This is a genomic window from Kordiimonas lipolytica, assembly GCF_001550065.1.
The window spans coordinates 381,446-404,988 of record NZ_LRUB01000035.1; the positions used below are offsets into that span (position 1 = coordinate 381,446).

At 57.1% G+C, this 23,543-nt stretch carries 22 protein-coding genes; 13 read left to right on the forward strand and 9 right to left on the reverse strand.

Features of this window, described 5'->3' with window-relative positions; all coding sequences use genetic code 11:
• Positions 1-51 precede the first annotated feature (51 nt).
• From KORM41_RS19590 to KORM41_RS19605, 4 genes are read left to right on the forward strand one after another with little or no spacing between them, the layout of a single operon-like run.
• Complete coding sequence (locus KORM41_RS19590; RefSeq protein WP_156432064.1) at positions 52-1,599, forward strand: tetratricopeptide repeat-containing sulfotransferase family protein; 1,548 nt, start codon at positions 52-54, stop codon at positions 1,597-1,599.
• Entirely contained in the window at positions 1,596-3,305 is a 1,710-nt protein-coding gene (locus tag KORM41_RS19595; protein ID WP_068152423.1) for a serine hydrolase family protein, read from the forward strand. Before KORM41_RS19590 ends, KORM41_RS19595 begins: the two co-directional genes overlap by 4 nt.
• A complete protein-coding gene (locus KORM41_RS19600) occupies positions 3,302-4,519 on the forward strand; it encodes an MFS transporter (protein WP_068152426.1) in 1,218 nt (405 codons plus the stop codon). The genes KORM41_RS19595 and KORM41_RS19600 overlap by 4 nt, the downstream gene beginning before the upstream one ends.
• A gap of 15 nt (positions 4,520-4,534) precedes the next feature.
• Positions 4,535-5,377 carry a carbon-nitrogen hydrolase family protein gene (locus KORM41_RS19605; protein WP_068152429.1) on the forward strand — a complete coding sequence of 281 codons (843 nt, stop codon included), beginning with the start codon at positions 4,535-4,537 and terminating at the stop codon, positions 5,375-5,377.
• Positions 5,378-5,389: 12 nt separating this feature from the next.
• On the opposite strand, the gene KORM41_RS19610 is transcribed toward KORM41_RS19605, so the two are convergent.
• From KORM41_RS19610 to KORM41_RS19620, 3 genes are all read right to left on the reverse strand, one after another.
• The gene (locus KORM41_RS19610; protein WP_197421302.1) at positions 5,390-6,337 is read right to left on the reverse strand and encodes a calcium/sodium antiporter; all 948 of its coding nucleotides are present in this window, start codon (positions 6,335-6,337) and stop codon (positions 5,390-5,392) included.
• A 64-nt stretch (positions 6,338-6,401) separates the two neighbouring features.
• Complete coding sequence (locus tag KORM41_RS19615) at positions 6,402-8,990, reverse strand: cation-translocating P-type ATPase (RefSeq protein WP_082720075.1); 2,589 nt, start codon at positions 8,988-8,990, stop codon at positions 6,402-6,404.
• 39 nt (positions 8,991-9,029) lie between these two features.
• The gene (locus KORM41_RS19620) at positions 9,030-9,485 is read right to left on the reverse strand and encodes a hypothetical protein (RefSeq protein WP_068152437.1); all 456 of its coding nucleotides are present in this window, start codon (positions 9,483-9,485) and stop codon (positions 9,030-9,032) included.
• A 131-nt stretch (positions 9,486-9,616) separates the two neighbouring features.
• Between KORM41_RS19620 and KORM41_RS19625 the strand changes: the two genes are divergently transcribed.
• On the forward strand, positions 9,617-10,555 hold the full coding sequence (locus KORM41_RS19625) for a 1-phosphofructokinase family hexose kinase (RefSeq protein WP_068152589.1): 939 nt from the start codon (positions 9,617-9,619) through the stop codon (positions 10,553-10,555).
• Between the two features lie 39 nt (positions 10,556-10,594).
• Here the strand turns inward: KORM41_RS19625 and KORM41_RS19630 are convergent, their stop codons facing one another.
• The 6 genes from KORM41_RS19630 to KORM41_RS19655 are packed head-to-tail and all read right to left on the reverse strand — an operon-like array spanning position 10,595 to position 14,679.
• On the reverse strand, positions 10,595-10,978 hold the full coding sequence (locus KORM41_RS19630) for a carboxymuconolactone decarboxylase family protein (protein ID WP_068152440.1): 384 nt from the start codon (positions 10,976-10,978) through the stop codon (positions 10,595-10,597).
• Between the two features lie 15 nt (positions 10,979-10,993).
• Complete coding sequence (locus tag KORM41_RS19635; RefSeq protein ID WP_068152443.1) at positions 10,994-11,368, reverse strand: hotdog family protein; 375 nt, start codon at positions 11,366-11,368, stop codon at positions 10,994-10,996.
• Complete coding sequence (locus KORM41_RS19640) at positions 11,365-11,751, reverse strand: MaoC family dehydratase (protein ID WP_068152447.1); 387 nt, start codon at positions 11,749-11,751, stop codon at positions 11,365-11,367. The genes KORM41_RS19635 and KORM41_RS19640 overlap by 4 nt, the downstream gene beginning before the upstream one ends.
• Positions 11,752-11,762: 11 nt before the next feature.
• Complete coding sequence (locus KORM41_RS19645; protein WP_068152450.1) at positions 11,763-13,256, reverse strand: acyl-CoA synthetase; 1,494 nt, start codon at positions 13,254-13,256, stop codon at positions 11,763-11,765.
• 10 nt (positions 13,257-13,266) lie between these two features.
• The gene (locus tag KORM41_RS19650) at positions 13,267-14,055 is read right to left on the reverse strand and encodes an enoyl-CoA hydratase/isomerase family protein (protein WP_068152452.1); all 789 of its coding nucleotides are present in this window, start codon (positions 14,053-14,055) and stop codon (positions 13,267-13,269) included.
• 3 nt (positions 14,056-14,058) lie between these two features.
• On the reverse strand, positions 14,059-14,679 hold the full coding sequence (locus tag KORM41_RS19655; RefSeq protein ID WP_068152454.1) for a TetR/AcrR family transcriptional regulator: 621 nt from the start codon (positions 14,677-14,679) through the stop codon (positions 14,059-14,061).
• Between the two features lie 100 nt (positions 14,680-14,779).
• On the opposite strand from KORM41_RS19655, the gene KORM41_RS19660 reads away from it, so the two are divergent.
• The 8 genes from KORM41_RS19660 (at position 14,780) to KORM41_RS19695 (ending at position 23,543) form a co-directional block, all read left to right on the forward strand.
• Entirely contained in the window at positions 14,780-15,637 is an 858-nt protein-coding gene (locus tag KORM41_RS19660; protein WP_068152458.1) for an alpha/beta fold hydrolase, read from the forward strand.
• Positions 15,638-15,744: 107 nt separating this feature from the next.
• Positions 15,745-18,018, forward strand: a complete 2,274-nt coding sequence (locus KORM41_RS19665) for a TonB-dependent receptor (protein ID WP_197421316.1) — start codon at positions 15,745-15,747, stop codon at positions 18,016-18,018.
• Positions 18,019-18,106: 88 nt separating this feature from the next.
• Positions 18,107-19,432: a spinster family MFS transporter gene (locus KORM41_RS19670; RefSeq protein ID WP_082720076.1), complete on the forward strand. Its 1,326-nt coding sequence runs from the start codon at positions 18,107-18,109 to the stop codon at positions 19,430-19,432.
• A 98-nt stretch (positions 19,433-19,530) separates the two neighbouring features.
• The gene (locus KORM41_RS19675; protein WP_068152462.1) at positions 19,531-20,313 is read left to right on the forward strand and encodes a 3-hydroxybutyrate dehydrogenase; all 783 of its coding nucleotides are present in this window, start codon (positions 19,531-19,533) and stop codon (positions 20,311-20,313) included.
• Between the two features lie 17 nt (positions 20,314-20,330).
• Positions 20,331-21,035 carry a CoA transferase subunit A gene (locus tag KORM41_RS19680; protein WP_068152465.1) on the forward strand — a complete coding sequence of 235 codons (705 nt, stop codon included), beginning with the start codon at positions 20,331-20,333 and terminating at the stop codon, positions 21,033-21,035.
• On the forward strand, positions 21,035-21,664 hold the full coding sequence (locus tag KORM41_RS19685) for a CoA transferase subunit B (RefSeq protein WP_068152467.1): 630 nt from the start codon (positions 21,035-21,037) through the stop codon (positions 21,662-21,664). Before KORM41_RS19680 ends, KORM41_RS19685 begins: the two co-directional genes overlap by 1 nt.
• 133 nt (positions 21,665-21,797) lie before the next feature.
• The gene (locus tag KORM41_RS19690; protein WP_068152470.1) at positions 21,798-22,157 is read left to right on the forward strand and encodes a hypothetical protein; all 360 of its coding nucleotides are present in this window, start codon (positions 21,798-21,800) and stop codon (positions 22,155-22,157) included.
• Between the two features lie 72 nt (positions 22,158-22,229).
• Entirely contained in the window at positions 22,230-23,543 is a 1,314-nt protein-coding gene (locus tag KORM41_RS19695; protein WP_082720077.1) for a TolC family protein, read from the forward strand.

A 23,543-nucleotide genomic window follows, 5' to 3' on the forward strand; every position in this document is an offset into this window, starting at 1 on the left:
CATGCTTGGGCGCAATATGTGTCCAGGCAGCGGAGAGAGCCCGTGGAAATCATGACCGCACTTCAACAAATAGATGCCCTGATGAAGGAGCGCCGTCTGGCTGAGGCCGGAGACCTGGCAAGCCTTCTGGCAGAGACGCATCCAGCCAACCCCGACGGGTGGCGTCGGTTGGGGCGGGTTCAGGAAGCTTCGGGGGATTTTGACGGTATGTTGGTCAGTTTCCAGAAGGTAACTGAGCTGGCAGGCGATGATCTCCACGCACACCTCAAGGTCGCCCAGGCACTGATCCAGAAGGGCGATCTTGAAGCCGCGACCGCAGAGCTGAACCGGCTTCGTGTCCTGGCGTGGGACGATAGCTATCTTCTGCTGCATGTTGGCCAGCTTTACACACATCTCGCGATTTATGATCTGGCCTATGAATGTTTCGCGCGCTCGGTCGAGCTTGCGCCCACGGATGCCCAAGCCCTCTATAACCTAGCCACGGCGGCTACGGCAGTGGGCAGGCTTGAGGAAGCGCTGGCGCTTTTCGATCAGGTGATCAGCCTGAAGCCAGACGATTATGACGCCTACTATAACCGCGCCACGCTCAGAAAATGGACGCGGCAGGAAAATCATATTGCCGAAATGGAAGGCCTTCTGAAATCCGGTGTGCCCGATATGAAAGGCGCTGTGCAGCTTTTCTATGCGCTGTCGAAGGAATATGAGGATCTTGGCGAACCCGGCCCCAGTTTCGCGCACCTTAGGCGCGGTGCGGACCTGCGCGCATCCATGATGGCCTATCATGTCAGTACTGACACAGATGCGATGGCGGATATCGAACGCGTTTTCGGCGCAGACTTCTTCGAAGCTGGTGTGGCGCGGTCCGATGAACCTGGCCCCATCTTTATTGTTGGGCTGCCGCGCACGGGCACAACGCTGGTGGACCGGATTTTAAGTTCGCACTCAAGCGTTGCCAGCCTTGGTGAAATCCACGACTTCGCACAGTCTCTGATGCGGCATGCGGGCGCGGCCAAGAACAAAACAGATCTGATAGAAAAATCAGCAGAGCTGGATTTCAAAGCCTTGGGTGACGCTTATCTTGCGAGTACCGCAGCCCGCGGTCAGCCCGAAGCCTTCCTGGTGGACAAGACACCGGCGAATTTCCTTTATCTCGGCTTGATCGCACGGGCGCTGCCAAACGCGCGGATCATTCACCTGACGCGGAACCCGATGGACAGCTGTTTCGCCATTTATAAAACGCTGTTCCGCCTTGGCTATCCCTATAGTTACCGCCTTGAAGACCTGGCGGACTATTATGTGGCCTACCATAAGCTGATGGTGCATTGGCACACGATGATGCCGGGGCGCATTCTGGATATTTCCTATGAAGGGCTCATCGCGGATACCGAAGGACATGTTCGGGCAATGCTGGACCATTGCGGCTTGCCGTTCGAAGAGGCCTGCCTGTCGTTTCACAAAAACACAAGCGCTTCTGCAACCGCGAGTGCCGCTCAGGTGCGACAACCGATTTATGCGTCGTCTATCGGGCGCTGGAAAGACCATGCCGAGGGGCTTGCTCCCCTCAAAGCACGTCTTGAGGCTCACGGAGTTGCTTTGTGAGGATAGGCAAAGTCATATCGCTTTCTGTTGCAGCCTTTCTGGGCTTCGTGGGGCTGACATCATGTGCTGCCCAAAGCGACATTAATAGCCTTTTTGGCGGTGCTGCTTTTACCAAACCGCTGGATTATTCAGCATTCGCGCCGCCGGAAGGCGCGCGACCCACGAACCAACTGATTGACGGGCACCTGACCTTTAAAGGAGGGCAGGTGGCCAGCGGTTTTGAAGTGCTGCACGACCCAGACGGGATAACGGGCAACGCTAAAAACCGTGTCAGAAGATTGCCAGCAATGGACATCTGGCTGGTGCAATCTGGTGATGCCATCGTGCCTGTGGTTCGCGGCATCATCAAGTCGCCGCACCCATATTTTGACTTGGTCTTTTCACCCGGTGCGGTGTGGCAGGATGATAGCGACTACAGTCGAATCTCACTGCCCATGGCGTTTATGGAAAAGAATGCCAACTGCATCCATAACGGTGTGCTTACAGCGCGTATCAGTGGCACGGGGCAGCTGTCGAAAGTGCTGCTGCAGGTGGCAAGTGAAACTTGCGGCTATTTAAAATTCAACATGTGGGGCAGCTATGATGCTGCTTGGCAAGGTGTGCCTCCCGCTGGCGCTGATACGGTACGTGAAGCGTATGAAGAAGAAGTCGCGAACAGGATGCCTGTGGCTCCTCTATCCAGGCTTGAAGGTACGGATGCGACCGTGTTTGCCCAAGCAGGCACCATCGATCCTACGGATATGACCGCCTACGGCGTTGTGCATGAAGACACGCATTATGTAGGCGGCTGCGACACGCGCTTTGGAACCTATCCTTATTGCGACAGCATGGTATTGCCGTCCTATTCCTTGGCCAAATCGCTTGCGGGCGGGATTGGCCTGATGCGGCTTGAGAAGCTGTATCCCGGTGCTAGGCATGCCCTGATGCGCCACCATGTTCCGCAGTGCGATAGCCGCCGTTGGCACGGCGTGAGGCTTGAGCATCTCGCCGATATGACAACAGGTAATTACGTCAGCCCGGACGCGCATGTGGACGAGGGATCAAACGGCTATCTGCCTTTCTTCCTTGTGACCACGTCGGCCGAAAAGACCGAGTTTTCCTGCAGCTACTTCCCGCGCAAACGTCGGCCCGGCGAGGCCTGGGTTTATCACACGTCGGATACCTATCTTTTGGGCGTGGCCATGAACGGATTTCTGGGAAAACGTCGCGGGCAGGGCGCGGATTATTATGATGATCTGGTGGCGCCGCTATGGCAGGCCCTTGACCTGGGGCCGCTTACAAAAGAAATCAGGCGTACAGTACGCGCTAACCCTGAGCCCTTCAGCGGTTATGGCATGCTATTTTACAGGGATGATATCGCGCGCCTTGCCACAGCCCTCGCCGGGCGTGACCAGCGCCTTGAAGATGCCCTCGATGCTGACCTTCTTGATGGCGCCATGCAGCGCAACCCGATGGACCGAGGCCTTGAGGCAGGCAGTAGCACGCTTCGCTACAATAACGCCTTCTGGGGCTGGAACGCCAAGGACACGCTTGGCTGCGCAGACGATGCGTGGCTGCCCTTCTTTTCAGGCTATGGCGGCATTACGGTGGTGATGCTGCCCGGAGGCAGCGTCTATTATTATTTCAGTGACGGTTACAACTTTACTTTCTCTGAACCTGTCAAAGAGTTGGCCAAGGTCAGCCAAGTATGTGGAGTAACCGAATGATTGATACCGGCAACAAGACGCGTTTTCCTGTAGCGGCACCTGACGGCCATATTGCGAGCGTGCTGCTGGCCTTCCTGACCACTGCCGGCCTCTTTTATGTGAATATCATGCCGGCGCTGGTGAGCGGTCTTGTTGAAGGGCTTGGTTTTTCGAAACAGGCGGCAGGGCATGTGGCATCTGCAAATGTTTACGGTGCAGCGCTCGGTGCGTTTGGGTCTGTTTTCGCCATCAAGCATTTTCACTGGCGTCCAACCGCGATCACCGCGCTTTTGATGTTGATCGGGCTGGATATCCTGTCCAGTACAATGACAGACTCCACCATCCTGATTGGGGCTCGTTTCATTCATGGCAGCACGGGCGGCTTTCTGGTCGGTATCGGCTTTTCCGTGATCGCCCGGACGCGTGTGCCTGATCGCAGCTTCGGCATGCTGCTTATCGTTCAATACGGGTTGGGTGGCGTGGGATTGATGTTCCTGCCGAAGCTGGTGCCTCTGTACGGGACACAGGTTCTGTTTTATGCGCTGATTGCCTTCAGCCTGGTCACGCTTTTGATGGTGCCCTTCATGGGCACCTATGCGCCAAAGCCGAAAACTGCGCTTTCGAACGACAGCGGCAGCGAGGACAAGGTCTATCTCAAGCCGCTGCTGATGGGGCTTTTTGCGGTCTTCTTTTTTCAGGCGGCAAACATGGGCCTTGCGGCCTATGTCATCGAACTGGGCAAAAGCTATTCGCTGGCGACATCTGACATTTCCACAACATTGGGTATCGCAAACTGGATCGCAGTTGGTGGTGCAGCGCTTGTCTATGTTGTGGGGATCAAGTTTGGTCGCCTGCTGCCGCTGATGGGCGGCATGGTTGTGACGGTTTTGGGCATGTTGATGTTCAAGCTGTCGGCAAGCGAAAGCATGTTCTTCTTAGCCAATGTTATTACGGGCATTACCTGGGCCTTCCTCATTCCTTATCTGCTGGGCATGTGCTCGGCATTCGATGGGCATGGCCGAATGGCAGCGCTTTCGGGCTTTTTCTCCAAGATGGGGTTGGCGTCCGGCCCATTCATCGCCGCGCAGGTGGTGGGGGAAGGCAACTATGACTTGATTATCAATCTGGCCGTTTCCGGCATTGTCCTTTGTACGCTGGCAGCGTTTTTGCCTGCCCGGTTGCTGGACGAAAAGGAAACAGCCCAAAAGGCGCCGGACCAGGGTGTATTAGAGTAGGGAAGGGAACCAACCATGAAACCATTTGCTATTGCGGGGCTGCAGCTTGACCTGAAGCCGTCAGGCAATTTCGATCTTGTTGTGAAGAAAATTCGCACCACACTTGTCCGCTACCCGTGGGTCCAGATGGTGGTCCTGAGCGAGCTTGCCATTTGCGGTGCGGGCACAGGGTCGGCCGAGCCAATGCCGTCCGCCACGGAAGATAAGCTGGCGGCGCTGGCTGCAGACCTCGGTATCTGGCTGGTGACCGGATCGCTTTATGAAAAGGTCGGGGACAAGGTCTATAACACGGCATCTGTCATCAATCCGTCCGGTGACGTGGTTACCCGGTACCGCAAAATGTACCCCTTCCTTCCTTATGAGGCGGGCGTAACTGCCGGCAGTGACATCTGTGTGTTTGACATTCCTGGTGTGGGCCGGTTTGGCCTGTCAATCTGCTATGATATGTGGTTCCCGGAAACCAGTCGCGCGCTGGTGCTTGAAGGCGCGGAAGTCATCATCCACCCGACACTGACCAACACAGCCGACCGCGACGTGGAATGCACCATGGTGCGGGCAACCGCCGCCCAACAGCAGTGTTACATGATTGATATCAATGGTGCGGGCGAGCAGGCCTATGGCCGCTCGGTGATCGCGGGGCCGGACGGCGAAGTGATCCATGCGGCCAGCACGGAAGAAGAGATCATCGTCGTGGAACTGGACCTGGACCGCGTGACCCGCAGCCGGGAGCGTGGCGTGCTGGGCCTTGGTCAGCCGCTCAAGAGCTTCCGTGATGCCGGGCACAGCTTCAAGGGCCCTGAAAGCAGTGATAGCCTGAAGGCCCTGGGGCCGCTTAAAGTGCCAAGCCGCCATGGGTAAAGCGTCGGCTCTTTAGGGTACAGCGGCGTAAGCCCAAGTGACATAGGCGGCAAAAAGCACGAGGAACAGGACGCCCTCAATGCGACTGATCACACGTCCTGTTCTTGCTGCGACATACATCAGGCCTGCAACACCCAGCATCAGCCAGATATCTGTACTGGCAATCCGGCCTTCCATGGGAATAGGGGCGACCACGCTGGTTGCCCCAAGAACGCCAAGTATATTGAATAGGTTGCTGCCCACAATATTGCCGATGACCACGTCGCTGTGTCCGCGATAGGCGGCCACGAAGGCGGTGGCCAGTTCAGGTAGCGATGTCCCGACAGCCACGATCGTCAGGCCGATTACGGCGTCTGGAATGCCCAGGCGTGTGGCGATGCTGGTGGACCCTTCCACCAGGAAATCAGCCCCTACAGGCAAGCAGAAAAGGCCAAAGGCGCAGGCGATGATCGCAGCGGTCAGCGAGAGGCTTGGTGTTCCCACATCTTCTTCGACATGTTCGCGAAAGCGCATTTCTTTCAACAGGTTCGTGCGTTCCGTGCGGTAGGCATAGAAAAGATAGACGCCAAGCGCGAGCAGCATGCCTACGCCGACATACCAGGGCACAGCGCCAAGGAAGCTGCATGCCGCGACGATAAAGCTGGCGATCAGAACGGCCAACATATCACGGGACACTTCACGCTGCCCGCAGGCAACCGGGCTGATGGCCGCGCTGACACCCAAAATCAGAAGAACATTCGCAATGTTGGACCCAACCACATTGCCGAGCGCTAGGTCTGGGACACCGCCGGTCGCGGCCGTTACCGACACGATGAGTTCCGGCAGCGATGTGCCAAACCCCACAATCACCATGCCGATCAGGAGCTTTGATAATTTGAAGCGTTCAGCGAGCGCTACACTGCCGCGCAACAGGCTCTCACCGCCTGCGAACAGAAGGAGGAAACCCCCAGCTATATACAAATACTCCAACCCACAATCCTCCTGGCTGGTATGCCAATCACATCAGGCTGTTCGGTAGCATCACTTAACGCTGTCTGGCCAGTTGTTTTGCTATCTGCCCGACAATTAATGGGGCCAGCCCAAGGCCCAACACGACCTGCAATCCGCTCAGGTCCAGTGGGGAGAGGGAAAGAACGCTCCGCAGAGTGGGTACCAGGCTTGCTGAGGCCAGAAGGCCAAGGCACAAGACGATCGCCAACCATACATAGATGTTGGCCATGACCTGATTCCTGAAAAGCGCGGCCTTGCGGCTGCGCATGTTGAAAACGTGCCAGAGTTGGCCGGTGGCAAGCGTCATGAACGCAACCGTTCCAGCATACTGAGGTGCCTTGTCTGGCTGCGCCAGTGCCCAAAGATAAGCCGTATAGACGCTCGCAGTCATCAACAGGGCATAGCCTACAATTGCCTGCCAGTGGCGCGGCTGCAGCAAGCCTTCATTTTTGGGGCGTGGCGGCCTGTGCAGAATTTCGCTGTCGCCCTTGCCGAAGCCTAGGGCAAGCGCTGGGAAAACGTCCGTCACCAGGTTCAGGAACAGGATTTGAAGTGGCAGTAGCGCCAGCGGAAGCCCCATCAGGATGGATAATGTCACCACCAGTACTTCACTCAAGTTACAGGACAGGAGATAGATCACGAACTTACGGATATTGGAGAAGATCACCCGGCCCTGCTGTACGGCCATGACGATGGAGGCGAAAGCGTCATCGCGCAGGATCATCGCCGCTGCTTCTTTTGCAACTTCGGTGCCGCGCTGTCCCATCGCGATGCCCACATCGGCTTTCTTGAGCGCGGGGGCATCATTGACACCATCGCCTGTCATGGCGACGACGGCGCCATTTTTCTGCAGGAAGTCTATCAGTTCCAGCTTATGGCGTGGGGTCATGCGGGCGAAGATGGCGGTGTTCAGCAAGCGGTCCCGTTCTTCCGTTGTCGCGTCTTCTCGTGGGGCTATGGTGTCGCCTTCAAGGGCAGGGAATGCGCTGCCCTGATGGATGCCGACAGCTTCGGCAATGTTGGTTGCTGTCCGGGCGTTGTCTCCGGTTGCCATCACAACCCGAATGCCTGCGCTTTGCGCGTCCCGTACAGCGGCAGCCGCATCGGCGCGCGGCGGGTCTTCAAGGCAAACAAGGCCGAGAAAGGTCAGTTCCTCATAGCAGGGCTGGTGCAATGCGTCCCCTGTTTTTTCCGCCAGCGCCAACATCCGGTGGCCTTTGCTGGCCATGTCTTCGGCCCGACTAAGCCAGATCTCGCGCTCGCCTTGATCCAGCGGGCTGTTGCTTGTACCTGCCGCCTTTTGGGTGCAGGCAGCCAACACCGCTTCGGGTGCGCCCTTGACCAGAAGCAGTTCCCGTTCGCCATGCTTATGCCGTGTAGCCATCATCCTGAGGTCCGGGTCGAAGGCCTCTTCTTCAATCCGCGGATAGTCTGCCTCCAACGCCTCCACGCCAAAGCCAGCCCCGGTTGCGGCATCGATCAGGGCACGCTCCATTGGGTCGGCAAGGTGGCTGGCATCGTCGCCGCTGAAGCACAGAGCGCAGACGCGAAGGGCTCTTTCGCGGCCCGGAGTGGCGGCAGCTTTGGTATCCCCTTGTGGCCCATCCGGTGTTTCGATGGCGACTACCGTCATGCGGTTTTCGGTTAGCGTGCCTGTCTTGTCGCTGATGATTGTGGTTACAGACCCAAGGGTCTCAACCGCAGACAGGCGCTCGATCAGCGCGTTACGCTCCGCCAGCCGCCACATGCCGCGCGCCAGGGCAAGTGTGGCAACGATGGGCAAGCCTTCTGGAATGGCAGCGACGGCCAGTGCGACACCGGTTTTGATCATCATCAGGCTATCGCGCCCGGCCAAGATGCCGAAAACGATGAGAAGCACCATAAGAATCAGAACGATCCAGAGCAGTTGCTCGGTTAGTTTGCCTAGCCGCCTTTCAAGTGGTGAGACAGAACCCTGGGCCTGTTCTGCGAGATCGGCGATTTGCCCCAGTTCAGTCTGTCGCCCGATAGCTGCGACCCAGCCAGTGGCAGTGCCGCGTGTGATAGAGGTGCCTTTAAATAGCTTGCCAGCCTTGGCTGGTTCCCCAGTTTCACTTCCGCTGACTGATTTGTCGACCGGGACGGATTCGCCAGTCAGCAGCGATTCATCGCTTTGCAGTCGGGTGCTTTCGGCAAGGCTGATATCTGCCGGCACGATATCGCCGGCTTCCAGAAGGACCACGTCGCCTGGCACCAGGGTTTCTGCGGGAATGATGTGTACTTGGCCGTCGCGCCGGACGCGCGCGGTGGTGCGCCCGAGCTGCCTGAGCGCCGCCATCGACCTGTCAGCCTTATGTTCCGCCCAGAAGCCGATGGTGCTGTTGATAATGATAACAACGACAATAGCCAGGCCTTCCGCAAAATCACCAAACGCGAAAGACAGCGCAGATGCAGCCACCAGCAAAAGCGTCAGCAGGCTTTTGAACTGATCGGCAAGGATCAGCCAGAGCGGCTTTGTCTTGCTTTCCTCAAGCCTGTTTGGCCCAAAGGTGGCCTGCAAGGCGGGGATTTCCGCGCTGGAAAGACCATTGGCCAGATTAACTTGCCCTGGCGGTGATTGATCCCTCTGTTCCTGATTCGGTATCGCCGTCGTCCTTTTAGCTACGGAATGTTGGTCTTCAGCTCAGAGGCCTTCAAAGGCGACAAGTAGCAAGCTGACATGGCCATCACCCCACAGTGGCAACATCAGCCGCTGGTAAGCTGGGTGGTCGTGCTCCCTGTCTGCGGGCGCTTCATAAAAAGAGGCCTTGCCGCTTTCCACAGTGGCACTTGATTGTGCCCGAATATATTCGAAAGGAAATGGCAGCTCGACTTCGTCCAGAAACTTTCCGTTCAACGCCTTGGGCTGAACCGCTGTCATCTCTTCGCCGATATAGCAAAAGCGGAACCGTTCAGGGCGTTCGAAAACCTCAATCAATGCCAGCTGGGGCTTGAGGCCCGGAAGGTCTTCAAGCGACAGGTCGTCGGCAAAGGGTATCTCGGCGCTGCCGCGCAAAAGCCCATGCCAGTGATCCTTGACCCGGTCAAGTTCGGCGTCCAGAGTTTGCGGCAATGCAAAGGGTAGTGTTGAGGTTGTCATAAGGGTGCAGTCCTTTTCCCGACAGAAGTGCGATCATTGTTCAGTTGTTTTTTACAGGATAAAGGTGAAGAGGTCACGCGCATTGACTATTATCAATGCCAGAGGCCCCTCTGAAAGCGATTGGTTGCCTGATGAAGAAAATCCTGACCATAACCATGAACCCGGCGCTTGATGTGTCTGCGGATACAGACCGTGTTGAGCCTGTACGCAAACTGCGCTGCGGCCCGGCGCGGCGCGAGGCCGGGGGAGGCGGGGTGAATGTAGCGCGTGTCCTGAAGCGGCTAGACGCGCCAGTTGCAGCCCTTTTTCCAGCAGGTGGATACATCGGCGGGTTACTTGACCATTTGCTGGCGGGCGAAGGACTGGAGCGTTTGGTCGTCCCGATTTCGGGTGAAACGCGGGAAAATTTTACAGCCAGGGAAACCAACACAGGCGACCAGTATCGATTTGTTCTCTCCGGCCCTGAATTGAGCGCCGCAGAGTGCGAGAGCTGTCTTGAACTTTTGGCGCAAAATTTTTCATCGGTAGGCCTGCTGGTTGCTAGCGGCAGTCTGCCGAATGGTGCGCCGGCTGATTTTTACGCCCGGATGGCGGGCATGGCAGCGAAGCAGGATATCCCCTTTATGTTGGACACCTCAGGACCCGCGCTTGCTGGTGCGCTGGGGCCTGGGATCGATATTATCAAGCCCAATCTTAGGGAACTCAGCGACTTGGTTGGTATGGAGCTTGCCGGCGAAGCGTCTCAGATCAGTGCTTGTGAGACGCTGTTGGCTGAGGAGAGAGCAGGGGCTGTTGCCCTGACCCTGGGGCGCGATGGAGGGCTGCTGGTCACAGGAGAAGGTATCTGGCGCGCCAGGGTGCCCGACGTGACCGTAGAAAGTGCGGTCGGTGCGGGGGACAGCTTCATGGCGGGTATGGCCTGGGGGCTGGCAAAAGAGTGGCCGCTTGAGAAAGTTTTTTCCCTGGGGATTGCGGCAGGGACGGCTGCCGTCCTTACGCCAGGCACGGCCCTGTGTCGCGCAGAAGATGTTTGGCACCTTGCCAGTCAGATTACCTTGGAAAAGTTGTAAGCTTCTTGGGAATTACGGCTAATATCCTGGGGCAGTTTTCTAGCGGCTTGTGTGGTCGGAGATAACGTCCTTAGCGGCTTTGAAGGCGCTGACGGCAGCGGGGAAGCCGCAATAAACAGACGCGTGCAGAAGCACTTCCTTGATCTCATCCTCCGAGCAGCCGTTGTTGAGCGCCCCGCGAACGTGCCCCTTGAGTTCACCTGTTGCCCGAAGGGCGGTCAGAAAGGCGATGGTGACCAGACTGCGGTCACGGCGGGAAAGGCTCCCATCGCGGGTCCAGGTGGCGCCCCAACCATGTTCACATACCAGTTCCTGCAGGTCCGCGGTAAAGCTGTCTGCCTTTTCAAAGGCCTCGTCGACGAACGTATCCCCCATGACGTCCCGGCGGATGCGTTCGCCTGCCGTGCGCTTGTCTTCTGTCATCTGTTGCTCCGGTGATTACATGCTGGGCGGCCAGTCTTCCCTGTCCAGATAGACGAGGGCGCGGCCTTCAGCGACCATGTTGCCGTTTTGGTCTTTGCAGGTTGTGGAGAGGTCAATCAGCTTTTTCTCTGGCCTCAGGTTGGTGATTTCCACCGTGGCTTCAAGCGGGCGGCCGATGGCGGCATCGCCTTTGAAGCTGGTTTCCTGCTTGAGATACATGGTGCCGGGGCCAGGCAGCTCCACCCCCAAAAGATAGGAGAACATGCCGCCAATCAGCGGTTCCGGCACGGTGTTGCTGCCTGCGCAGGCGCCGCCCATCTCAAGATAGGTCTTGATGTCTTCGGGTGTGAAAGTGCGTGAAATGCTGTGTGTTGCACCGATGCGGATCATGATGGGCCTCCACTGCGCTCGAATATGCTTTCAATCAGGCAGGTATCCTTGCCTGTTGTGGTGTCTGCAGCCTGCATCCTAAGTGTAACCTGCGCGCCGTCTTCTGCCACAACCTCAGCCCGGAATGCGATCGGCCGGTCAGCATAGGTGGGGGAGGGGAAGACAACCGAATGAGAGAGCTGCCTGCCGCCCGGCACCAGCGTGTCCGCGAGGCCGCGCAAGATAGTGCATAGGAACAAGCCGTGGGCCACGGTGGCGCCAAAACGCGTTGTTGCGGCGAAGGCTGGGTCCACATGAATGGGATTGTCATCGCCCGACAGGTCGGCAAAGCGATTGAACTCGTCCTGCGTCAGGGTGCGAGTTATTTCTGCCACTTGGGACATGAGATACTCCGTTACGGTTTCAGAAGATGCTTTTGAATTTTGCCGGCCGCCGTGCGGGGGAAATCGCCTACGAAAACGAACTCTTTCGGTATCTTGTAGGCGGCCATGTTTTCACGGCAGTAGGCGCGTAGCGTGTCTTGGCTCATTTGCCCCGCACCCTCGCGCAACATCGTGAAGGCGACTCCCACTTCGCCCCATTTTTCGTCCTGTTTGCCGACAACGGCAACCTCGAGGACGGCAGGGTGGTCGCACAGAATGTTTTCAACTTCCGCGGGGTAAACATTTTCCCCGCCTGAAATGAACATCTCCTTGGCGCGCCCGACGATATAGAAGAAGCCGTCTTCATCTGCTTGCGCCAGGTCGCCTGTCCTAAGCCAGCCATCTTCGGTGAAGGCTGTCGCTGTCGCCTCTGGTTTGTTCCAGTAGCCCGGTGTCAGGCCCGGCCCCTTTAGCCACATTTCGCCGACATCGCCTTCAGGCACATCCGTGCCGCTTTCGTCCACAATGCGGACTGCAGTCATGATCTGTGCCTTGCCCACAGAGCCGATCTTTTCTTTCACATGGGCAGGGTCCATCAGGAAAACGGTGGGGCCGGTTTCTGTCATGCCGTAGCCGTTGCATACCACGATGCCGCGGTCCTGATAGAGGGTCACCAGCGCGTCGGACAGGGGCGCGCCGCCGCACCCCCAGTTGCGTACCTTGGTCAGGTCGACCTCCCCGAAACGAGGATGTAGGCTTAAAAGCTGATAAACCGCAGGCACGCCGAAGAATGTGTCCAGGTCGCCGGCTGCAAGCAGGTCGATCACCACTTCTTCATCAAAGGCGGGCAGCACGGTCACGGTGCCGCCGGCGATCAGAGTTGGCAGGGTATAAAGATTTATCCCGGCCGTGTGGAACAGCGGCAGGAAATTGAGCGTACGGTCTTCACTCGTCAGGTTGATGGCCTGCCCGAGGTTGATATAGTTCACAAGCGCCATGCCGTAGGTCTGGACCACCGCCTTGGGCACCCCGGTGGTACCGGATGTGTAAAGCAGATACCAGACGTCATCTGCAGGCCAGGACAGCCTTCCCTTGTGCGGCTCAAAGCTCTCGCGCAGGGCGACAAGGTCATCAGCCGCGTCACTTACCAGCGGCGCCGATTTGGCGACGCCCAGCGCTGTGGCGGTTTCCCGAAAGGCCTCATCAAAAAGCAGGAGCCCAGGCGTGCAGTCGGCGGTCAGTGTCCTAAGTTCATTTGCAGGCATGCGCCAGTTGAGCGGCACAAGGACGGCGCCAAGCTTGCCGCAGGCAAACAGCGTTTCGAAAAAAGCGATACTGTTCTGGCACAAAACCGCCACCCGGTCCCCCGGATTGATGCCCTGCGCAGCCAGGAAACTAGCGGTTTTCGCGGCGTTCTGGTCCAATGCAGAATAGGTGACCGACCGGCCTGAGCCGGGTTCATCCATCGCGACCTTGTCACCGTCAAGTGACGCACGTTTGGCTGTTATGTCAAAAAGGGAAAACATGATGGGTGTCCTATGCGGTGCTTGCCTTTTTTCGGGGGGCTACAAATGCCTTCATTTTTTCAATGCACGACGGTTTGGTGATCGCCTGCAGGAATGCTTGTCTTTCTGCCTCGAGAGCGCGGCTTGCCTGTTCGCACCGGTCTTTGGTCCAGATCAGTTTTTTCGCCTGGGCGAGTGTCTCGGTATCCTGCGAAAGAATGCGGTCGCAGATGGCAACGGTTTGTGTTGGGAAGGCGTCGGCGTCCGCGACTGCGTCAACAATTCCCATCTCGAAAGCCTCACGGGCACTCACGCGCCGGTTCTGTGAAATGATGTCCATCGTCCGGCGCGGGGCAATGATGGTTGGTAGTAGGGCGGTCCAGCCGCCATCCGGGGCAAATCCGACTTCTCCATAATATGGCTGAAGAAAGGCTTTTTCTGCCATCAGGCAAGTGTCTGAAGCAAATAAAAATCCCGCGGCCCCGCCAGTGACAAGGCCTTGTGCCGCAACGAAGATTGGTTGCGGCGCGGTGATCATAGCGACTAATGAGCGGTTCAGCGAGCCTACCAGTTCAGCGGCATAGTCTTGCAGCGCGGCGGAATTTTCCGCCTGCTCAAGAAAACCTGTTATGTCACCACCGGTTGAAAAGCTCCGACCTTCTGCTTTCAGCAGGATCAAATGGGCGCCTGACCCGCATGCCTGGGCGAGGGCGCCTTCGATGGCGCGCATGAAGGGTAAGGTCAGGCTGTTGTGCCGTTCCGCCTTGTTGAGCGTGACAGTGCAAAGGTCTCCATCAATTGAAACGTCAACCTGCGCCATGGTCTAAGAGCCCTTGCTTCCCTTCAGGCCGTAGGTGATCAGGTCGCCCACGGCCGCCGCGATTTCGCTGGCAGATTTCGTTTCGTCCCAAAGACCATAGTTCATGCCAAGGAATACGTTCATGCCGATCAGGGCCCAGGCGCGCTCTTCTTCATGGCCGGCTTCAATTTCGCCTTTTTCCGCAGACATCTTGAGATTGTCCCGGTATGCCTCGGCGAAAACCCTGTAATATTCGCGGTAAGCATCTTCCGCGACAAACTGAGCCTCGCCAATGATGCGGTAGTTGTTCTTGTTGGCACGTGTGAACTCGATAAAGGCTTCAATCCCGCGCCGTTCGGCCGTGATCCTGTCGGGTGCCTTGCCGATTTTTTCGGCAATTGTCGCCCGTGCCAGTTTGCCCATGTAAATCACCAACGCGCGGAACAATTCCTCCTTGCTTTCAAAGTAAACATAGAAGGTCCCAAGGGCGACTTTCGCCCTTTGCGTGATGCTGGTGATCGACGCTTCGTGATAGCCCCGTTCGCCAAATTCTATTTCTGCGGCCTGAATGATCTTCGCCTGCGTCTTGCGACCGCGGGCGGTTCTCGGAGTCTTCAGGTGGTCTAAAAATGAAAGTTGATTCATGTTTCATAATATGGCATAAGCTCGACCGTGTCGCAAGGCAAAACAGGTCGAAAAATCAACTTTTTTGCGCTGCTTTTAACGAGGAACGGATAGCCCATTTATGGCGATGATGACCCTACAGGACGGTGGAAAAATGGCTTATGTGGACAGGGGTTGCGGTCGACCGCTGCTTTTTCTGCATGGCTGGGGAACTGGTTCTGCCTTCTTTCATAAACAGCTGCAGTATCTCGAGTCGGATTTTAGGGTAATCGCGCCTGATTTTCGTGGTCATGGGGCTTCCAGTCCGTTGCCGGAGGATGGCGATATTCATACCCTGGCTAGGGATCTGGGCGCTTTCCTTGATCATCTTGATCTTCAGGACGTCATTGTCTGCGGGTGGTCGATGGGGTCAATGGTGCTGTGGGATTTTCTGGCCACCGTTGGCTGTGACCGCATCTCGCAATATGTCGTGGTCGATATGACCCCCAAGATCAGCAACGATAAGGGGTGGGGCCTAGGGCTTTTGTATCCTGCGCGTCGATATTCCGACATTCGGGGTGGGGAAGAGGGTCGCTCCAATTGGGACAGGACGTGCGAAAGCTTCCTGTCGAAACTTGCTCCAAAAGGCAGCGATCCAGTTGTCGCTGAGTGGGAGCTCAAGGAAGCCAGGCGCTGCGACCCAGCATCGATGTTCCGTCTCTGGAACAGTCTGGTTTCTGAAGATTATCGGGAGGAGGTCTCCTCTCTCGGTATTCCCGCATTACTGATCTATGGCGAGCAAAGCCAGCTTTATGGGCCTGAGACAAGCGCCTGGCTGGATGCTCATTTACCTCAGTCCAGCAAGATTGCTTTCAAGCGTTCGGGGCATGCCCCGCACCTTGATGAGGCTGAGCGGTTCAATAGTGAAATTGTTGCGTTTGCCAATCGGGAAGGGTTGGCGAAGGCACCATGTGATGCCTCTTTCGGGCATGCAAGTTGATTGAAGGTTGGGTTGGCCAAGGGCTGATTTGAAAATGGGAGGATCCAAGGATGGACCAGTTTAAACGGACTAATGGGAAATACAGGAAAAACCGGGCTTTAGCAGCAATGTTGGCGACAGGCGTTGCTGCGTCTGCGCTCAGTGTTCCGGTGGCGGCGCAGGATACCGGTACAGGTGTTCAGCTTGAGGAAATTCAGGTTACCGCGCGTCGGCGCACGGAGTCTCTGCAGGATGTGCCGGTTGCAGTTACCGCCCTTGGCGGTGCGATGCTGGAAGACCAGGGCTTGCAGGATATTGTGGAGGTGGCCAAGTTCGCGCCCAACTTGACGCTTGAAGTATCTCGCGGCACCAACACCACGCTTACCGCCTTCATTCGCGGTATCGGCCAGCAGGACCCGGTTGCGGGCTTTGAGGCTGGTGTTGGCCTTTATGTTGATGACGTATATCTGAACCGTCCGCAGGCTGCCGTTGTAGATATCTACGACGTGGAGCGCATTGAGGTGCTGCGCGGTCCGCAGGGCACGCTTTATGGCCGGAACACAATTGGTGGTGCTGTCAAATATGTGACCAAACGCATTTCCGATGAGCCGGAATTCAACATCAAGGGGTCGATTGGTACCTACGAGCAGCTGGATCTGGTAGTTTCCGCCAGCGCGCCAATTTCTGACACAGTTCGTGTGGGCGGCGCGCTCGCCACCCTGAACCGCGACGGGTTCGGTGAAAACCTCACGATCGAAGGTCTGGACAACTATAACAAGAAGGTTCTTGCGGGTCGCGGCTCAATCGAATTCCTGCCGTCAGACAGTTTCTTCTTCCGCGTCGCGGCTGATTTCGTGGATGACGATTCCGACCCACGCCAAGGGCACCGCCTGATCCCGGGTGTGGCATCGGGCGCACCGGTCCTGGACGATGTCTATGATACCCGCGCGGGTCTTGAGAACCCTGAGCAAAGCGTTAAGGCCTATGGCGGTTCGGCGCTGATGGAATGGACGGCCTCGGACACGCTGACAGTCAAAAACATTCTGGCGTATCGTGAAGATAAATCCAGAAGCCCGATCGACTTCGATAGCCTCGCTGTGGCTGACCTTGACGTGCCGGTTGATTATGAGAATAAGCAATTCTCTGAAGAATTCCAGGTTCTGTATCAGGACGATAAGCTCAGCGGTATCTTCGGCTTCTATTATCTGGATGCGAACGCATTCAACGAGTTTGACGTGATCCTGGACGAGCTTGGCCAGCTGATTGGCCTTCCTGGTCTGAACGCTAATACGCTGGGCGATGTAGATACCAGCACTTGGTCCCTGTTCGCGGACATGACCTATGACGTGTCCGACAAGATCAGCCTGTCATTTGGCGGCCGTTACACCAGCGACAAGCGCACGTCGCAGGTGCTTCGCCGGACGTTTATCGGCGGCGCATCCGAGCGCTTTGGCGGCGATGCCACACTGATTGCGACAACGTCTGACTTCAACGGCAGCGATACTTTCAAAAAGTTCACGCCGCGTGGCTCCATCAGCTGGAAACCGAATGACGATAACAATATCTACCTGAGCTACAGCGAAGGCTTCAAGGGCGGTGGGTTTGACCCGCGCAGCCAGACGACAGCAGCGCCGGACCTTGATGGTGACGGTGATATCGACAGCGAGGATGTCTTCGCGTTCATGTCGTTCGATTCCGAAACGGTCAAAACCTTCGAGCTGGGCTGGAAAGGCTCTGCCTTCGATGGTCGCATGGACTTCAGCATTGCGGGCTTCCTCTCAAACTATACCAATATCCAGATCCCAGGTTCTGTTGGTACGCCTGAAGGTACCTTCATCGGCGTGACATCAAACGCAGGCGATGCGGATGTGAACGGTATCGAGTTTGAAGGCCGTGCTCTGCTCGCAACCGACATGAGCGGTAGCGGCGACAGCCTCAATATGACTTGGGCCATCGGCTATCTGGATGCCCAGTTCAATGAGTTCATTGACGCCTTCGGTGTGGATGTGGCTGATGAGCGTGTGTTCCAGAATACGCCGGAATGGACCGCCAGCGGCTCGTTGAACTATACGCGGCCAATGTCCTTCGGTTCGCGTGACGGTGCGCTGTCGCTGATTACGTCACTTGCTTACCGCAGTGCAGCCAGCCAGTTTGAAACTCCTAACGCGTTTTTGGATCAGCCAGGCTTCGCTCTTTGGGATGCAAGCATTGTCTGGAACGCGGATGATGACGATCTTTCCGTTGGTCTCCACGCGAAGAACATCACCAACAAGCGCTATATCGTGGCTGGCTATAACTTCGTGACAGCAGCCGGTGCGCCAACACTTGGTACCGAAGGCACGCTGACCGCCTTCTATGGCAACCCGTTCACGCTGACAGCCACCATCTCGGTAGGCTTCTAAGGGACCTGAAAACTTCCCTCCAGGGATGGCGGCTTTATTCAACTTCCCGCCGCCATCCCCTTCCTCAAGAATTCCGGGAGAGTGTGTCATGAGTAACCGCCAGCCAGGCGTTCAGAGCAGTGTCAGCACGGGGCCGAAAACCAACCGTGTTGCGGTAATGGCGATGTTGCTTCTGGCCTACACCTTCAATTTCATTGACCGGCAAATCGTTGGAATCCTAGCGATCCCAATCAAGGCAGACCTCGGACTGAGCGACGCCGAACTGGGCCTTATGGGTGGTCTTGCCTTCGCACTTTTCTACACATCGCTTGGGATTCCCGTCGCAATGCTGGCAGACCGGTTCAACAGGTCCTGGATCATGACAGGGGCGCTTTTTGTCTGGAGCCTGATGACGGCCGTTTGTGGCCTGGCGCAGAACTTCTGGCAGCTTTTTGCCGCACGGCTTGGGGTCGGCGTTGGCGAAGCGGGTGGTGTGGCACCGGCCTATTCGCTGATTTCAGATTATTACCCGCAGCATGAGCGCGCCCGGGCGCTCAGCATCTATTCGATCGGTATTCCGGTCGGCAGTGCGCTTGGGATTGTCGCAGGCGCCTATATCGCGACCGAAATCAACTGGCGCGTGGCCTTCTTTGCTGTAGGCATCGCGGGGCTCATTCTTGCGCCGCTGTTCAAGCTGGTGGTCAAGGAACCGCCGCGCGGTCAATTTGACGCTGCCACCAAGCATGGTGAAAAGGCCCCAAGTGTCGTCGATGTGTTTCGTGAAATCGCCGGCAAGCCGACATTCTGGGGGCTTTCCGTGGGTGCGGCATGTTCTTCCATGATGGGATATGGCCTGTTTTTCTGGCTGCCGTCCTTCCTAGTGCGATCCTTTGAAATCTCGGTTCTGGACGCTGGGCTTTCCTATGGGGCGCTTTTGTTTGTTGGCGGCTCCATTGGCATCTATGCAGGGGGCTTCCTCGCTGACCGGTATGGGCAGGCCAACAAGGCGCTTTATGCCCGCATTCCGGCCATCGCTTTTGTCGCAACCATCCCATTCTACTTGATGGGGATCTTATCCACGAACCTTTTGTTTGCAATGCTGGTTCTTGTGGTGCCGACAGCGCTGGGCCTTGCGTGGCTTGGCCCGATCCTGACAGCGATCCAGCATCTGGTGCCGGCCAATATGCGCGCGACGGCCTCGGCCATGTTCCTGTTCATCAATAACCTGCTGGGTATTGGCCTCGGGACGGCGCTTCTTGGCTATCTGTCAGACATATTGCAGAGCAACTTTGGCGAGGAATCGCTGCGCTATTCCATTTTGGCGGGCACGGGCTTTTATGTGGTAGCTGCGGTTCTATTCTTCTTGTCCAGCCGAACGCTGGCGCGCGACTGGTATCAGCCTGCTGAGGCAGCAGGGCAGACAACAAATGGATAATGGCAGGTTGGCGCGCGCTTTGCGGCCATGCAGCAGGTTGAAATCAAGGGAAGGTGGGCGCAGCATACGCGCATACCCCAAATTTGGAGAACACTATCGTGCTTGAAGGAAAGGCCGCACTGGTAACAGGGTCCACAAGTGGTATCGGCTTTGGTATCGCCAACCATCTGGCGGGCAAGGGCGCCAATATCATGCTGAGCGGTTTCGGCGACCCGAATGCCATTGCCGCAATCCAGGATGATCTCAGCAAGCAATATGGCGTTACCGTAGCCTATTCTGGCGCGGACCTGAGCGATCCGGCCGCGGTGGCCGACTTGATGGCTGAAATGGAAAGCACATTCGGCGGCGCCGACATTCTGGTGAATAACGCGGGCATCCAGCATGTGGCCCCGGTGGAGGAGATGCCGGTGGAAAAATGGGACGCGATCATCGCGATCAATCTGAGCGCTTCGTTTCATACGATCCGGGCGGCTGTGCCGCAGATGCGCCGCAAGAGGTGGGGACGGATCATTAATCTCGCCTCCGCCCATGCGCTCGTTGCCTCACCCTACAAGTCGGCTTATGTGGCGGCCAAGCACGGCATCGCCGGGCTGACCAAAACGGTGGCGCTTGAAGTGGCGCAGGAAAATATCACCTGTAATGCCGTTTGCCCGGGCTATGTCATGACCGATCTGGTCCGTGGCCAAATTACGGACACGGCAAAAGCGCGCGGTATTTCCGAGAAACAGGTGATCGAGGACGTCATGCTGGCGGCGCAACCCACCAAGAAATTTGTTTCGATTGAAGAAGTAAGCGAAGTGGTCGGTTTCCTGTGCAAGGATGCCGCCGCTTCGGTGACGGGGGCCATCTTGCCGGTCGACGGCGGCTGGTCCGCGCAATAGCAATTTTGGAGTAAGGTATGAATAAGGTCTATTCTTCGCCGGAAGCTGCGCTTGATGGCTTGCTGTTTGACGGCATGACCATGATGGCCGGCGGTTTCGGGCTTTGCGGTATTCCTGAGAATCTGATCGCTGCCACACACAAGGCAGGCGTGAAAGATCTGACGGTTATTTCCAACAACTGCGGTGTGGACGGCTTTGGCCTTGGCATCTTGCTCGACGCCAAGCAGATCAAGAAGATGATCAGCTCCTATGTTGGCGAGAACAAGGAGTTCGAACGCCAGTATCTGGACGGCGAGCTTGAGCTTGAGTTCAACCCGCAGGGCACGCTGGCGGAACGCATCCGCGCAGGCGGCGCTGGCATTCCGGGTTTCTATACCAAGACAGGCGTTGGCACGCTGATCGCCGAAGGCAAGGAACACAAGGATTTTGATGGCCAGACATACATCATGGAAACCGGCCTTGTGGCTGATGTGTCCATCGTGAAGGCCTGGAAGGCAGACACCGAAGGTAACCTGGTGTTCCGCAAGACAGCCCGCAACTTCAACCCGATGATGGCAACGGCTGGCAAGGTGACGGTTGTTGAGGTTGAGGAACTGGTGGAGCCGGGCGAGATTGACCCGGATCACATCCACACGCCGGGTATTTTTGTTCAGCGGATCGTCAAGGGCACGTTTGAAAAGCGGATTGAACAACGTACCGTTCGTGAAAGGGAGGCTGGCTAATGGCTTGGGACAGGAACCAGATGGCGGCGCGTGCTGCCCTTGAGCTTCAGGACGGCTTCTATGTGAACCTGGGGATCGGCATTCCGACGCTGGTGGCCAACTATATCCCCGAAGGCATGCATGTCACGCTGCAGAGCGAGAACGGCATGCTGGGGATGGGCCCATTCCCTTATGAGGACGAGGTGGACGCTGACCTCATTAACGCTGGCAAGCAAACGATCACCGAACTGCCGACCAGCAGCTATTTCTCAAGCGCTGACAGCTTTGGCATGATCCGGGGTGGGCATATCAACCTTTCCATTCTTGGCGCCATGGAAGTGGCGGAGAACGGCGATCTGGCCAACTGGATGATCCCGGGCAAGATGGTCAAGGGCATGGGCGGCGCCATGGACCTTGTGGCTGGCGTTCAGCGCGTGGTGGTGATCATGGATCACACCAACAAGGCGGGGGAACCGAAGCTCCTGAAATCCTGCACGCTGCCGCTGACGGGCACACAGGTTGTGGACCGCATCGTCACCGGCCTTGGCGTGTTCGACGTAACGGAAGGCGGCCTGAAGGTTGTCGAACTGGCGCCCGACGTCACCATGGACGAGGTTCGCGCCAAAACAGAAGCCACCATCGTGGGCTAAGGAAAAGCCGTCCTGTATGAGGCTGCGGTGACCGAGATCAATGGACTACAACGATCACAAACGCGCCATCATGCTTGAATGGTGGCGCGTTTCGGCATAGTATTCGCCCGCTTGATAAGGAAACGGCAGGCAGATGACAGCAACTCTGGTCAAAAAACATGTGGCGATAACAGCGCTTTTTGCGCTGATGTTTCTGCGTTTTGTTGACTTGGCTGTTTTCGATGCTGGACAGGGCGAACCACTTTCACCGCATGCGAAGGCGCACGCCAGTGGGATCGCCCACAGCCACACGCCCGCTGAAGTGGCGGAGCATGACACCATGCACGGGTCTTACGCTCATGTCGGCATTCATACGCTTCTGAACGTCTTTGTTGATGCGGATGCGCCTGAGGTGCTTGCGCTTCAGCAGTTTACACCGCGCTTTGGCTTTTCTGCCAAGGAACAGGCGCGTGCTCAAGCATATCGTCCGCCCATTCCACCTCCTTTGGCCTGATCTTTTCAAATTCTGACACCTGCGCTGGGCTTTCCTGGCGCCCATTGTTGTATTTGATGAGAGTTAGGCATCATGACATTACATAAAAGGGCAGCATGTGCTGCTGTCGGCTTGTTGGCTGGGTTCGCATCTGTTTTTGCGCCGGCCTTGGCCGAAACGCCCATAAGCAAGGACGCTGCGATTGCACGTGTTCTTGACGCATCCCCAAGCCTGGAGGCCGCCCGCGCCCGCATGGCCGAAATGGACGCGGCAATCACCCAGATGGGTGCAAAACTAAACCCCACGATTGGGGCGGAAGTGGAGAATTTCACAGGTAGCGGGCCGTTCACCGGCCTTGACCGGACTGAAATGACCGTCACCTACGCCCAGCAGATCGAGCGTGGCAACAAGCGTAGCCTCAGGACCTCACTGGCCCGCGAGGAAGCAGGCATCAGCGAAGCCGAATGGCATGTTCGCCGCCTTGATCTGGTTCATATGGTTGAGAAAGCATATGTGGAAGCGGTTGCGGCCAAAGCCCGCGTGAACACCCTTGAAGCACAGCTTGTTATCCTGCGGGACATCGAAGCCGCGATACGGAAGCGCGTGGAGGTGGGTAAGGATTCTGACCTAGCGGCCCAGAACGCAAGTATCCGCACGCTGAATGCAGTGAACAGGCTGCAGGAGGCCAAGCGCGAATTGGAGGCCGCCAAGCTTGCGCTGGCTGGCCTTTGGGGGGGCAGCGCCATTGATTTTTTACTGGAAACGGAAGGCATGCTCAGCTTGCCGGATGCAGTGACCCCGGTCACGGCAGAGGCGGTACTGGACGGCCCGGATATGGCAGTATGGTACAAGAAAGAAGAGGCGCGGTCTGCAGCCCTCAGGTTAGAGAAAGCCAATGCGGTGCAGGACCCCACGGTTCGCGTGGGTCTTAGGTATCATCAGATGACCTCCGATGTTGCCGCAGTGGCGAGTGTCTCAATTCCGCTTGCGCTCCATGACACCAACAAGGGGAATATCAGCCGTGCCCGAGCCGCTGTCACTCGCAGCCGGTTCGAACGGTTGGAAGTGGAGCGGCAACTTTCCCGACAGTTGATGATGGCGCACACCCAACAGATGACGGCTTTCCAGACGGCCCGGCAATTGGAAGCCAATTTGAAGGCCGCAGAGGCTGCCGAAATGCTTGTGATGGACCGAATGGCTAAGGGAGCGGCATCTTACCTGGATGTCTTCGCAGCCCAATCGCTTCTGGCTGATATCCAGGCACAGCAGCTTGACGCGGTTACCCGCTTTCATTTGGCGCAGGCAGATATCAATCGCCTGACAGCAACCTATTCCACAGACGTGGTCACGCCTGCCGCCGCACTCGCGCGCGATGAGGGCGACCAAACAGACCGCGAAGGATACTGA

Bases quoted from the DNA above. Each gene is read 5' to 3' on its own strand.
- KORM41_RS19590 (WP_156432064.1), top strand. From the start codon at position 52: ATGACCGCACTTCAACAAATAGATGCCCTGATGAAGGAGCGCCGTCTG.
- KORM41_RS19600 (WP_068152426.1), top strand. From the start codon at position 3,302: ATGATTGATACCGGCAACAAGACGCGTTTTCCTGTAGCGGCACCTGAC.
- KORM41_RS19605 (WP_068152429.1), top strand. From the start codon at position 4,535: ATGAAACCATTTGCTATTGCGGGGCTGCAGCTTGACCTGAAGCCGTCA.
- KORM41_RS19620 (WP_068152437.1), bottom strand. From the start codon at position 9,485: ATGACAACCTCAACACTACCCTTTGCATTGCCGCAAACTCTGGACGCC.
- KORM41_RS19625 (WP_068152589.1), top strand. From the start codon at position 9,617: ATGAAGAAAATCCTGACCATAACCATGAACCCGGCGCTTGATGTGTCT.
- KORM41_RS19630 (WP_068152440.1), bottom strand. From the start codon at position 10,978: ATGACAGAAGACAAGCGCACGGCAGGCGAACGCATCCGCCGGGACGTC.
- KORM41_RS19635 (WP_068152443.1), bottom strand. From the start codon at position 11,368: ATGATCCGCATCGGTGCAACACACAGCATTTCACGCACTTTCACACCC.
- KORM41_RS19640 (WP_068152447.1), bottom strand. From the start codon at position 11,751: ATGTCCCAAGTGGCAGAAATAACTCGCACCCTGACGCAGGACGAGTTC.
- KORM41_RS19645 (WP_068152450.1), bottom strand. From the start codon at position 13,256: ATGTTTTCCCTTTTTGACATAACAGCCAAACGTGCGTCACTTGACGGT.
- KORM41_RS19650 (WP_068152452.1), bottom strand. From the start codon at position 14,055: ATGGCGCAGGTTGACGTTTCAATTGATGGAGACCTTTGCACTGTCACG.
- KORM41_RS19655 (WP_068152454.1), bottom strand. From the start codon at position 14,679: ATGAATCAACTTTCATTTTTAGACCACCTGAAGACTCCGAGAACCGCC.
- KORM41_RS19660 (WP_068152458.1), top strand. From the start codon at position 14,780: ATGGCGATGATGACCCTACAGGACGGTGGAAAAATGGCTTATGTGGAC.
- KORM41_RS19665 (WP_197421316.1), top strand. From the start codon at position 15,745: ATGTTGGCGACAGGCGTTGCTGCGTCTGCGCTCAGTGTTCCGGTGGCG.
- KORM41_RS19670 (WP_082720076.1), top strand. From the start codon at position 18,107: ATGAGTAACCGCCAGCCAGGCGTTCAGAGCAGTGTCAGCACGGGGCCG.
- KORM41_RS19680 (WP_068152465.1), top strand. From the start codon at position 20,331: ATGAATAAGGTCTATTCTTCGCCGGAAGCTGCGCTTGATGGCTTGCTG.
- KORM41_RS19685 (WP_068152467.1), top strand. From the start codon at position 21,035: ATGGCTTGGGACAGGAACCAGATGGCGGCGCGTGCTGCCCTTGAGCTT.
- KORM41_RS19690 (WP_068152470.1), top strand. From the start codon at position 21,798: ATGACAGCAACTCTGGTCAAAAAACATGTGGCGATAACAGCGCTTTTT.
- KORM41_RS19695 (WP_082720077.1), top strand. From the start codon at position 22,230: ATGACATTACATAAAAGGGCAGCATGTGCTGCTGTCGGCTTGTTGGCT.